This is a genomic window from Serratia sp. S4 (assembly GCF_000347995.1).
Taxonomy (GTDB): Bacteria; Pseudomonadota; Gammaproteobacteria; order Enterobacterales; family Enterobacteriaceae; genus Serratia; species Serratia quinivorans.
This window is the reverse complement of the sequence record NZ_KB661119.1, coordinates 76,481-89,389: the sequence shown is the minus strand read 5'-3', so window position 1 is coordinate 89,389 and position 12,909 is coordinate 76,481. Positions and strand designations below refer to the sequence as shown.

General features: G+C 44.4%; 7 protein-coding genes and 1 pseudogene. 2 read left to right on the top strand and 6 right to left on the bottom strand.

What is annotated here, in order from left to right:
* Nucleotides 1-778: 778 nt before the first annotated feature.
* Entirely contained in the window at nucleotides 779-1,768 is a 990-nt protein-coding gene (locus tag SERS4_RS0100430) for a replication initiation protein (protein ID WP_017891101.1), read from the top strand.
* A gap of 446 nt (nucleotides 1,769-2,214) precedes the next feature.
* Here the strand turns inward: SERS4_RS0100430 and SERS4_RS0100425 are convergent, their stop codons facing one another.
* The 5 genes and pseudogenes from SERS4_RS0100425 to SERS4_RS0100405 all read right to left on the bottom strand — a co-directional run bounded on the left by SERS4_RS0100425 (nucleotide 2,215) and on the right by SERS4_RS0100405 (nucleotide 8,571).
* Complete coding sequence (locus SERS4_RS0100425) at nucleotides 2,215-2,508, bottom strand: type II toxin-antitoxin system RelE/ParE family toxin (protein ID WP_026142132.1); 294 nt, start codon at nucleotides 2,506-2,508, stop codon at nucleotides 2,215-2,217.
* Entirely contained in the window at nucleotides 2,501-2,743 is a 243-nt protein-coding gene (locus tag SERS4_RS0100420; RefSeq protein WP_017891099.1) for a type II toxin-antitoxin system ParD family antitoxin, read from the bottom strand. Before SERS4_RS0100420 ends, SERS4_RS0100425 begins: the two co-directional genes overlap by 8 nt.
* 151 nt (nucleotides 2,744-2,894) lie before the next feature.
* A pseudogene (locus tag SERS4_RS25560) lies at nucleotides 2,895-3,123 on the bottom strand (type II toxin-antitoxin system Phd/YefM family antitoxin).
* Between the two features lie 172 nt (nucleotides 3,124-3,295).
* The gene (locus SERS4_RS0100410) at nucleotides 3,296-3,958 is read right to left on the bottom strand and encodes a tyrosine-type recombinase/integrase (RefSeq protein WP_083906153.1); all 663 of its coding nucleotides are present in this window, start codon (nucleotides 3,956-3,958) and stop codon (nucleotides 3,296-3,298) included.
* Between the two features lie 821 nt (nucleotides 3,959-4,779).
* Nucleotides 4,780-8,571 carry a hypothetical protein gene (locus SERS4_RS0100405; RefSeq protein ID WP_017891096.1) on the bottom strand — a complete coding sequence of 1,264 codons (3,792 nt, stop codon included), beginning with the start codon at nucleotides 8,569-8,571 and terminating at the stop codon, nucleotides 4,780-4,782.
* An 868-nt stretch (nucleotides 8,572-9,439) separates the two neighbouring features.
* Between SERS4_RS0100405 and SERS4_RS0100395 the strand changes: the two genes are divergently transcribed.
* On the top strand, nucleotides 9,440-11,650 hold the full coding sequence (locus tag SERS4_RS0100395; RefSeq protein WP_017891094.1) for an AAA family ATPase: 2,211 nt from the start codon (nucleotides 9,440-9,442) through the stop codon (nucleotides 11,648-11,650).
* Between the two features lie 719 nt (nucleotides 11,651-12,369).
* On the opposite strand, the gene SERS4_RS0100390 is transcribed toward SERS4_RS0100395, so the two are convergent.
* The gene (locus SERS4_RS0100390; protein ID WP_017891093.1) at nucleotides 12,370-12,684 is read right to left on the bottom strand and encodes a hypothetical protein; all 315 of its coding nucleotides are present in this window, start codon (nucleotides 12,682-12,684) and stop codon (nucleotides 12,370-12,372) included.
* Nucleotides 12,685-12,909 lie beyond the last annotated feature (225 nt).

Below are 12,909 nucleotides of genomic sequence, written 5' to 3'. Positions count from 1 at the left end.
TATTTACCTTGCAGAGGTCAGACGCAAAGGTGGAGCAATTTTCTGTTCAGTCTCTCTTTACTGAACAACGGGTTACTCTCATCGGTGGAGATTTTTCCTGTTGGTGCGTGAGTAAAGGTGGGGGTATTTCCTTTGAAGGTTAGTTACAGGTGGAAGGATTTTATGTCAAGGATGATAAGTAACTGTGGAGACATTTCCTGTGGTTTGGCTCGAGTGCTGTTTGACCTGATGTGTGGGAGGGGCAAATAATGGTGGAAGGATTTTCTGTACCTATAGAGTGTATGTGGATGGATTTTCTGTATGAATTGACGGTATTGGGAGGAGGACGGTCCTGTTCATGTAACAAACAAAGGTGGAGAGATTACCTGTAAGGTTGTCAGGAAGGGTGGACAAATTTCCTGTTAAAGGGTGCCGAAAAGGGTGGAATGATTTCCTGTATATGTCTGCGGCGCATTGAGATCTTATTCTGTATACAGTTTCTTCTGATATCGGCTTTTATTCAGTGGCTTGCCTGGAGAAAGGGGAGGGAGAGTATTCAGAGCATTTCTATGAGTGGAAATATTTCCTGTTCGTGTGCAGTAAAGGTGGAGTTATTATCTGTACGGCGCGATGTCATTGCGAGCCCTGATAGGGTCGTTGGGAATACAGGTGGAATCATTTCCTGATGCGGGTAAATTTGTTGTGAGGAATATCATGGTTCAAGGTGGAGATTACGATTTACGCGCCCCTTCTTAATGTGGAATAATGTTGTGGTGTTTCCACATTATGGATAGAGCGAATGAATCATGACACATTGACTGTGGTGCAGGGGAACGATCTTCTTGAAGGCGCCTATGGTGTCACTCTAGACGAGATGCGCCTCCTGAACCTGGCCCTTGCGCAAATTGATAGCAGAAAGCCACAACCAGACATGTTGTACACGCTTTATCCTCGTGATTACCAGCGTATTTACGGTGTCAACCCGACCAGCAGTCACCGGCAACTACGTGATGCCGCTGATAGCCTTATGAAAAAACCAGTGACGATCTACAAGGAAGACCGTAATGGGAAAGTCAGAACGGTTCAGCTTTCCTGGTTTTCTCGTCTAGAGTATGTGAGCAATGACGACCACAGTGCGGTCGTGCTGCGTTTTGGCCAGGACGTTGCCCCTTATCTTTTTGAGCTGAAAGAAAGCTTTACCAAACTGGACTTTATAAACCTGGCCAGGCTGGATACCCCTTTCTCGATCCGTCTTTACAGCTGGCTGGTCAAGGCACGTAACCTGACCCGGTATCGGAACCACGGGACCATAGAAGTGACCCTCGAGATCGAATGGATGCGAGAGAAGGCTAACCTGCAGGGAAAATACCAGGATTACCGGGACTTCAGGCAAAAACTGCTGCAACCTTCTCTCGATCGCATCAATGCCTCGACCGATATTTCGGTGATTTGGGAGCCGGTGAAGATTGGCCGCTCTGTACACGCCATCAAATTTACCTACGTTGACGAGTCCGCTCCAGAAGCGGTGAAACCGATGCGTCCACGTCTGCCACGTCGCCCTCATGTGACGGCAGGATCCGCTGCTGAAGGGGAGTGGGCCAGAAAATGCATCGCACTGCTGACTCAGTATATGGCGCAGCTGGCTGCCTATGATCCTAACGAGAAGGTGACTGTGCCTGACTTACGAAAACTGGCCGGTTGGTACAAGAAAGTGGGACATCGTGACCAGGAAAGAGAAACACTGGACGCCATCAAACATCGGGCTCAACGTCGAAAAACAGCCAAGTGATGCGCATTTTGGAAGAGGGCAGGGTGGTCGGTTGCTCGATGAATATAGATATTCAACTGAGCTTATTTCGTCAAGCTGCCAAGTATACCGCAGATCGTCATATTTTACGCCGAGTCATGTGACTGACAGCATGACTGGTCCCGGCGGCATCAATATGCGTTATAGAAGTCATTCTTTTTGTTCCCTATCATACTGGGTCAACCTGTTGTATCCAGCATGAGTCGCACTTTACAACGTCAATGAAGGCCATCAACCGCAACAGCGTACCAGATACATCGATAACTTAAAGTACTTGACTTAACCGTGCATAAAAACGGGCTGCCGAGATTGAATGTTTACCGTTTGAGCGGCGTCTTGCCTGACGTATCGTCGCGGGCCTGCATCGATTCTCATCCACCACAATCAGGATTGCGGTGGGGGCGGTCGGTCCGGCATATCGAGCACGATTACGTGGGAAAATCCAGCGCTTCGATATCCATAGATTGATGGAGGACTCGGGAAATCAGCACTTCATCGCCTTGTTTTATAATATATATCCCATGCTTCTTGTATTGAAAGCGTCGCATGTCCTGACAGATCCAGTGACATTCAGCACCTAACCCGGCATTCTGAGCCAGTAATTCAAAGACCTTTATAAGCTCTTCATGATAACGTTTAGCCTGAGTAAGGCCAAAATGCTGGAGTGTATAACGAACAATATGGTAGATATCTTCGTCAGCCAACACGGAGAGTTTATATATTGGCATCTTTCACTGCTGCTGAAAAAATGTCATCCATAGTGCGGTTGCTAACCGGGGCATTTACGCCTGCCAGAACCATTTCCCGTACGCTTTGAATACGTTGTTCACGCGCTTCCATCAGCCTTAACGCATCGCGAAGCACTTCAGATGTATTACCATAGCGGCCAGATTGGACCATTTCTCCCACAAAGCCCGTAAAATGTTCACCCAGTGTTACGCTGGTTACTCGTGCCATTTGAATTCTCCATTGTATTACTCAGTAATACAAATATACGTGAGTGGTACATTGAATTCAACGTTTCTTATATTGTCGTACAACACCTCTATCTGTCTGCCACGTCATTTTTTGCCATTGCGGAATACTTAAACGTGGTTTCTCCGCCGGATCACAGACTGTCCAGGAGCGCCTTGCGGTTGAACGTACGTCCCCGCTCGAGAACCTGTTCAGACAAAGCCATCAGTGTAAGCAGCGCAATGCTCTCATCCCGGCGAATGCGATCGTCATAAGACTCGATCACATACGCAGGCTGGCCGTTTTGCGTCACGATCAGGGGTTCGCTGACATCAGAGTGTGGCCGCATTTTGTTTCAGATAACGGAGCGTCACAATTCTCATACTGTTTCCCTCGTTCGGCCTGCAGCAAAAGACTAACGCTAGAGCGTTAGCCGGCGGATGTGCGCCGTCATCACTGCCATCCTGTGGTGAGTTCTAACACCATTCACTAACTAGTGACAACGTCACCTGAAAACTCCCTCAACAGTCACTCATGCAATCAAAGGTGGAGACATTATCTGTTCGGACTGAGCAGCTGCATAGCCTGTTCAGGGGTCATCTCAAATCGCACGCCCAGTTGCCCGGCAACGTCCAGCGCGAAGACCCGGGTGTAGATCTCGGTGCTTTTATAGTCCCGGTGTCCCATGAACGATTGCAGGATCTTCGGGTGTACCCGGTTATAGAGCAGATGCATGGCAAAACTGTGCCGAAACGTATGAGGGGTGATGCTCTCAATGGAGAAGTGTATTCCGTTTCGTTGCGCATGACCCAGGGCGTCTTTCAACCAATTGCGGGCGGTGTCATCGGAGATCTCCCAGACCGGTTTGGTGATATAGCGAGTAAAGGTGGCCAGATGATCGCGCAGCCGGCGCGCAAAACCGGGGTCAAGCAGCGGCACGGTGCGTTTCACCGGCGTATCTTTCCCGGGGCGGCCGCGACGGCCTGCTGTTTGGTTGCGCTGTTTTAAGGTTCGCAGCACTACAAAGGGTTTGACGGCATCGAGCACAATGTCTTTCGGTGTGACGGCCAGGGCTTCGTTGATGCGCGCGCCGGTGTTCCATAAAAAATCAAACAGCATTCGCCGGCGCAGATCGGCAATGTTGTCGAGCAATAAGATTATCTCCGGGGCCAGCAGATAGGCCGGTTGATCCGACAGATTCAGCGCCATTCGACGCATGGCCACGGCCTGAGCAAAATCAAAGTAGGGGCTGGGGAGCGCTTCCGTAGCGGAGGCGGCAGGTTCATAGGCTATCAGTGACACAGTTCACCTCGTAAATTCAGCATTGCTCTATCAGAAAATTCCTCCACCAATCCCGATCAACTGGTCCCAGGGAAGCGGGGAGGCAGGGATCTCTCCCGATCGCGCTACATAAAATCTGCAGTACTATGACCCTGATAAAAATTTATTTTTCACGTAGCGCAATCTGCTGAAGACTTGCCCAGTTTCGGCAGAGAAGACCGGGGGCTGGCAGAAAACTCAGCCACTATTGTGCCTGAGAACGCCACGGTGATCGTTCGCAATAAATCTGCTGCCGTGGATCTGCAAATCGGTAAAACTGGAGTATAACGGATAAATACCGAGGGGCGGGGATCCTAATACTGGCGGCGGCTGACGCCCGTCAAACCGCCGCCAGAGGTTAAAAACACCCTATGCAGTGTTAAAAACCGCACCCAATATACCCTATATGGGTTATCCACAGAAACGGGGGATACGTCTGTGGGGGATCGGCTTTCCTCGCGTTAAGCCGAATCAGATACAAAAGATAGAAGAGGCCCAACATGAGAAATCCAAAAGGGAAGTAATTCGTGCCGGTGATCGGTCAGTCTGTCCGTTTTGTTTCCGACTTCTGGAAATATCCCCAAACTCGGAAGCAAATAATCGACGCCGGCCCGCAACGCGGGGCAGGGGGGATCGTACACGAACATCCCCCATCGTGCATGGCACTAGCCGGGTAGGGCTGTTGGGAACTCCAGAGGAAATCCCCAACCCAACCAAACTCATTCAGACTCATCGTCCTGACTGAAAGACGTTCGACAAACGATATGGTATTTACCGTCTTCGCGAACTGTCCATTTTTTAATGAGTTCTACATTCTGCAGGGCCAACAGGAGAGACTCAACCTCCGTAGGATTATTTAACGTCAACGTGGCACTTTTCTGGATAAACAATTTTGAAAATTCTTTTTCCTGTAACTTATCGATAAGAACAGGAATATCCCTTCTATGAACATGGCCGGTTTTAATTAACCTGATGATTAAACGTATTTTTAAATTATCATCATCGGATAAGGCTATCAGTGAGAGCATAACCTCACGGGAAAGACTTAAATCAGAAAGGTAATTATCGTTATACTTGCCGTAGTATTTCAACAGCAGGTCTGCCTTCTCTTTTGTATTAAAGGCCGGTGAAGAATTTATCTCTGTGAGAGACGCCTCAAGGAATGCATCATCTTCATCGGCTTTGAGGTAGTAATCCGCGTTACGGAGGAAGGCATCTTTATCCTGCTCGAACCAGCTTACAAAAATCATAACGTCTGTCTCATCAGTCAAAGGAATGAATAGCTCAGTCGCCTTCTCAAAAGATTCAGAATCAAGAATGACTTTATTACCAGAAATAAGACGACGAAAGTTATTAATACTGAAACGTTGGTCCCAGTAATGGACGTTAATCGCTACAGGTCTCATCAACGCGACGTAAGAAGCATCATTGATCTGCTCATTACAAATGATCTTCATATAAAGAAGGTCATATTTGTCACCATCAACAAGATCAAGACGCTGTTCCCCCAGTACCTTGGCATGTTTTTCAATATAATTCGTAAGAACATCGGCGTTACAGTTCTCACAAATATAGGCTATCAAAGCCTCCCATCCAGGCACCACATGGTCATAAAGATAAAACAAGTCGTGGTAAGAAAGAGCCTCCTCGTCCATCTCCACGTCTTCAGTGAACAAGTGGAGATCGTCAATTGTAAACTGCATTTTTTTTAGAATTTCAATTCTGACTTCATCACTGAGAGAAGGGTGCTTAAGTACGCTGACTATTGTATTACTGTTTTCTTCTGACGAAATAAAGATATCACGTACAAATACATCCATATTATTATCAATACACACTCTTACGTTAGATAACTCATAACTATTAACCAATGACAATGGCATATCATCAACCTGTTCACAGGTAACATTAACATGCTGCAATATTCCCGCGACCACTGCCCTGTAGTTCTCCCTGTCAAAGGAATACATATGATTATCTGCCACAAATTTTAGAGCCTGGCTCTCAATATCTGTCACTGGCAAAGTGATACCATCAAATATCACCCCCAGTTTTTTTACGTTATTCATAAACGGTTGCAGCGTGTCGTGGCTCAGATGAGAAACCAATTGATACCCCTCATCTTCGATAAATCGTCTATAGCGCTCATTATCATTCGTCGCATCAGGGCTAACAAAAGCTATTATATTGACCGCAATTTTTGTTTTCATCGTGTTTGAGCCACTTTCCTCAAGAACGGAAAGCATCTTATCTAGATACCGGTTTTTCTCCAGAGAATTGATAATGAACTTCACAAACAAATCAGGGGAATTAAATTTTTCCTCTAATACACGAAAAACTAAAATGATATGTTCAGAGTCTTTATTGAAGACTTCTGAAACGATAGCCGAAAGAGTGTTTTTATTTTCCAGATTCTGATTATTTAACAGACAAGACATTATTTGATGGTGTAACGCCCCAGAACGGTATATATAATTATGTTCTATCAGGTCTGATAAAACATCTTTTTCGTTATCCAGTGCGTAGTTGTCATTAACTTCTGCGCATCCCATCTGTCTCCCTACCGCTTTGATATAGTCATTATCATTAACTGAAATGGTGCCTTCATGAAAGATAGAACGGAACATCATGTAATCTTGCATAATGAACCCATTCGTCAAAAAATAGTAGAGAACCTCGAACCCACCAAAACGAAAACCAGAACGGATAGTCTCAAGTTGTTCCTTATCAATAATATCCGGATCATTACATTTTTCAATATACCCCTCAGCTATATCTTTAAACCTGCTTTCGCCTAAAAGTATTAGCAACTCAGCCAATGTAATTGCATTTCTGGTACGAATGTTTTCCTTTACCTCCTGAAGTTCAATGATAGCTTTTTTGAGTTCGATTTTCCGGTCAGCAGCAACTAGCCTTGCTCTTTTCTTATACTCATCAACAACGTTTGAAGCTTGTATTTTGTAATAGTTATATTGGTTATTATACCTGTCGTGTTGGCCAATATAAATAGGTTCGCTACCACCGAAGAATTCCAAAAATTTAGACTCATCATCATACAGTTCGCTCGCATTAACACCACGGCCATTATATTGTTTTGAAAATTTTATTATTGGCCATATTTCATGGGGAATATACCTACAAATAATATCCATTCTGATATCAATGTCCGATGAAACCGTTTCTTTTCTCAATTTAATAATTGCCAAAGAGAGATCTTTCTCTTTTCTATCCAGCGATTTGAAATGGTTTTCATGCAGCCGCTTTAATCGATAATCATTGATAAATGAATAGAGAACACCTGATTTCCTGTCCGTCAAATGGTAATCCTGAGCATAGATATTTTTATAAAAAATAAGAGAAAATATCTTTGCCTCGTTTTCCCTTTCATCAACGACACGTCTGAATAAATTATATTCATTAGCTATATTTTGCAATGTTCGCATATCACTAATATACAATGATGTTTGTTTAAGAAGAACCCTGTTATCCTCAGGGAAATCTGTTATTTTATTTTTTAAGTGAGTGTATGCATTTCGTGCATCCATGACCGGAATAATCGGCAGGATAAAATCAAAAAATTTTGTACGTATGTCTGCACCGAGAAAAATGTCATCCTTGCAGGCATAAACAAATCGTACAGGGTCATCCTGCATGTTATTATTGATAATCTGATTTATCTCCCTCAGCTTTACAAAAACTGCCGTATTACCAAGTCTATCCAGATCTTCGAAAATGACTATTTTATGTCCTGTTCTTGAAAAGAAATAGACAATTTCATCCAGACAATTGTTAAGCAATGAGGATGATTCCTGGGGAGTCATATCGGCGCTTCCCTGGAGAAAAGCTATCTTACTCAGTTTTAATTTCTTATCAAACAATCCGGATTTAGACGCTACACGAACGATAAAGAATAGTGTTATCACGACAAGAATCATACTGAACAACAACCGTTCAGGATAGGCATTATTAATCAAAGAAACGACACTCTCGCTAACGCCGAAGAAAGGAAGTATCTTTTTTGGTATGATTGAAAATAACAACAATAATGAAGGTGCCAAGACACTTAGCGAATTAAAAAAAAGCCAAAGGACATGCTTGCCATTTCTGTTCTGGATACGATCGATGCGTGAATCAGGGAGATTATCTTTGTTTTCTTTGTACAATATCTGTTGAAGAATACTGAGTTCAATCTCCGCGTTCTCGGGAGGATTTTCGTTATCTTTTCGTGACATGGAGAAATCAGCCAGAGATACATTAATAAAGTCTTTTTTTAACCGGGCGCTCAGGTAAGAAAGTATAACTGTACTTTTACCTGCCCCGTAAGGGCCGGTGATTGCGATATTTTTTACATCTTTTTTAGTAAAAGCAAAATCAAGCGCCTCAAAGTATTCGCTGACGCTAGCATCCGTAATGACTTTCGGTGTTAATGTGTCATAAACGTTTTCATTCTGGGGATGTGATGGAGTATCCGTTTTTATAAAAAATTTTTTCAGCCTGCACAATATTGTCATTCCAATTCCTTAACATTAGCGGATTTTTATTCCTGTTGTACGTAAGCAGTTTACCATTTTTACCAATATAAGCATGCCATCCACCACGTCAGCATTTTGACGCAAACACCAACCTTCCAAGGACGAGTCATCGACGGCAACAATACGACCATTCCAGGTGATCAGGAATTGGTCGCCGGAGCTAATCTCACTCAGCCAAAGACGAGTGTTTCCCAGGCACGTCAATCCGTTGTACATCATCGAAATGTCAATTTTCGTTATAACGCTCACTCCCCATTTAGTAATAATTGAAATTATCACATAACAAAACCATCCCAGTTCCTCATGCGGCTAACGATGATCACCCTTGTTGTTTTCTGCTGCAAACATCACTCTAATGATAATAATTATGAATATAACCACGGCATTAAATTATCTGACGACCGCTTCCGGGTGATCCGATGTATTGGAATATAAGACTTTCCGGAAGTGTACTACGGTCAGGGAAGAAGCAAAGAGGGGTTTACTGCCGTCGTCAACCTCACCCGCGCTGAACAGCGCGGGTCTAGCGGTAACGATAAATAAGCTATTAAATTCAGCTCATTGAAAGAATAACATCAGGAATTCCGACGGGCGAAAGCCGTGCGGTTCGGTGAAGATCCGGGACTCACAGAAATCGGATCTCAATGCAGAATGAAAAACACTGATGCACCTATAGCATAAATAGGATCCGATTATTGCAATAATAATCCGGTCACCATCACTTCCCGTAGAGCCCGTCTCCTCATGTCAGTATGACTCAGAAAATCTTATCAGAATGGCCAAACCTGAATACAAAAATGCGCTACGATGTAAAGACTTATAAAACGCATGGATAAGGAAAAAAAGAATGGCGCAACTCAGGATCCGGGGCGTAAGAAGCTACGCGCCCGACAGGGATATCTGCTTTGATCTCAGCAGCAAAGTGACGCTTATCTATGGCCAGAACGGCTCAGGAAAATCCACGATATCTGGCTATTTTTATGACAGTCAGGCCGATAAATACCGGCACTGCGCATTTGAGAGTCCACACATAAGCCACTTTCAGGTATTTAATCAGGAATATATTGACAGTAAATTCGCCCGTTCGGACTATCAACCCGGGATATTCACTCTTAGCGAGGCCAATCAGGAAAGCCAGGATAAAATAAACAGTAATAATAAAGAAAGAGCAAAACTGAGTGTTAGCATAGATAAGCTCAATGAAGAGGTTGCACATAAAGAAGGGATGAAAGAAACGGTCATCGACGGCTGTGCCAGGGATATTTTCAACAGGACAGTCAATGACAGAAAAATTCTCAGTGCTTTCCTTGATGGCGCTAAAATTAAGAGATCATTCTACGAACGTATGGTGGCAACACCTCTTTCAGACGTTCGTACCACATCTGAGGAACTGGCGGATAAATGGCGGACATTAAGCCAAAGCGAAGGAAAGCTCGTCGCCGAAATTCATCTTCCCACGATCAGCCCCTTAACGGAAGACGCGAAAAAGCTGATGCAGGAACCGGTTATGCCTGCAACCAGCACGCAATTCTCTGCCCTCATTCAGAAAATCGGTAATGCAGACTGGGTGAGCCAGGGAAAGCATTATATACATGACGATATTTGCCCGTTCTGCCAGCAGTCCTTTGATGTCACGGCGTTTTCGCACGAACTCACTCAGATGTTCGATGAGTCATATCAGACTTCTCTTGGGACGCTGAACCATGCAGCAGAACGACTGGCTCGGGACTGTGATAGCCTGGCCGAATTTGAACGCCGCGTTGCAACCCATTCTTTCGTTGATGAAGGAAGTCAGATTTTGTCTCTGGTGAAAGCGCTAAATAAAGGCTTTCAGATTTTGTTACAGCAACTCCTTAATAAAATTAAAGAACCGTCTCTGAAGGTACAACCTGAGAACCTTGAGGAATCCCTGTTCTTACTCCAGAATGAAGTGGACGCGTTCAATACTCGGGTCCGGGAAAATAACCGACTGGCTGAAAACTTCACCCAGGAAAAACAGTCCCTGTACGCTGATGTCATTGCGCACCTCAGAGGGATTTGCGAAGAGTTCTTTACCGAACGTGACAGGCAGCTTGGCGAGCTTCAGAATGAAATTAACAGCAGGTTGCGCGACGGCGGGATCATCAAAGCAAAAAAGAAGCAGCTGGATGACGAGACGAATGCGCTGACCGGACAACTCTCCGACATACAACCCACCATTGACAGTATCAACGCGAATCTCAGGCTGCTGGGGATCACCGGCTTTGAAATTATCTGCCATGATGCTGAAATGAAACTATACCGTCTGCGCCGGGGAAGCGAGCCTGAAAAGGCGGAAGTATTCAAATCTCTAAGTGAGGGCGAGAAAACCATGGTTTCTTTCCTTTACTTCATAGAATCATGCTCCGGCAGTCTCACCCCCGATACCATTCATCCGGAGAATAAACTTATTGTTATTGACGATCCAATTTCCAGCCTGTCACACAACTATATCTATGAAGTCGCAGCACTCATTAAACGGAAAATAATTAAGTCAGACGCAGCAAGACATGTGGTGATACTGACTCACAATATGTTTTTCTTCCAGGAAGTGTTGTTAAACAGCGGTCGCCTGCAGGATAACAGAGAGGCACCGGTGAACTGGTCTCTGCTTCGAATCATTAAGTCTGACTACAGCTCCTGCGAGAAGCTATCCATGCACGAAATGCTCAATGAATATCAGGCGTTATGGCAGACCCTAAAAGATGTCAGGGATGGAAAAAACCAGCCCATTGTGCTTTTTAATACGATGAGGAATATTCTCGAATATTATTTCAGTTTTGCCTGCAAAACTGAAAAACTTAAAGAGGCTCTGGAGTCTCTGGCAAGCGAACACAGCGATGCCGGAGAATATGATTCATTTTATCGGGCTATCAACCGGCACTCTCATTCGGACGGCAGAAATATCTTCGCTACAGGCGTCATCGATAAGGAACGTTATCTGAGAATGTTCAGAAAAGTGTTTATTCAGACAAATGACGATGATCACTACTTGGCCATGATGGGGGAATCAGCAGGGCTGCCGGAAACTGTGGAATAAACGGGCAGTATCGTCACCTGCGGGTACCGTTCACTTAACGCGTCGGGAGCGAGCGCATGTGCTTACGCACATACTCTACGCGCCCGAAACGAAAACGTGTATACCGTACAACGGGCACAATTTTCGGTTTCATGGCGGGTTTCCTTTTACAGTCCGGCTACTGCCAGAAGTCCCTGTAACCATTTACAGGCGGTAAAAAGCGCAGAGGGGAACACCCGAGGTGACGACAACGGATTATATACACCGTTCCGGTCAAAGGTAAATCATTTCCACACAAGAAAAAGGGAAAAGCAGTGATTCAGGCCTGTCCGTGACTTGACGGCTATGCGCCCACTCGTGTATCACAGCGCTTCATGAAAACCGTCACTACTTCCCGCACTTCAGTACCCTCGCAGACAATCGAACATGACATTTCCGGGTTTAACAGAAAGCGGAAACCCCGATCCCATCTCGAGGAAAGCAGATCGCCCAGCCAAAAAATCCGGCCCTCTCGCCGCCATCCTCATCCAGGGATGAGAAAAGCGCTTGTCACCCCGTTCATAAAATTCCCTTCATGACTCATGGGGTTTACATTTTAATGGTGTGCCATAACCCCCACACCCGGCTCGCCTATATCTGTCATTATGAATTGGTTTTTAAGAGAAACTAAATCATCTATTTTAAAAACCAGTCTCATACACTTCTCCCTATTCTTTTGTCTCAGCAAGTCAGCGTTGGTTTTAAATCCTACCCTTTCTTACGTCCACATATCGCTTTATAGTCAAACCAGCAACAATAACATAAAGAATTAACCCAGAGATAAAATAAGGCAAGTTAGATTCGGTGGCAGGCAATATATTTAATAATTGACCGCCACTATTAGAGCCCTCAGAAAGATAATTACCTATAGCCGTAAAGGTAAACACACCAGACAACACTAAAAGCCCTAACAGAAAATAATTATAGACAGTAAATCCTAGAAAATACATCTGAACTATCGCAGCACAGAAATAGCACAAGATTAACAATAAAAAGATGGCAAAAATTAAAGTCATTTATCTCTCCAATCGAATAATGTTAATATAAATAATGCCACATGTATACATATTTATTCACCCTTAAGACCACTGAGCAGAGATTATAAAAAAACCACTCCAACGATAAAATAAAATAAACAATCTAACACCACCCTCCTTACAGAAGTAATCAGCAACCGACCACATTACCCCGTCACTTTGTAAGATGATTTTATTGACCAGTTATTCATTTTTTTCTCAGCT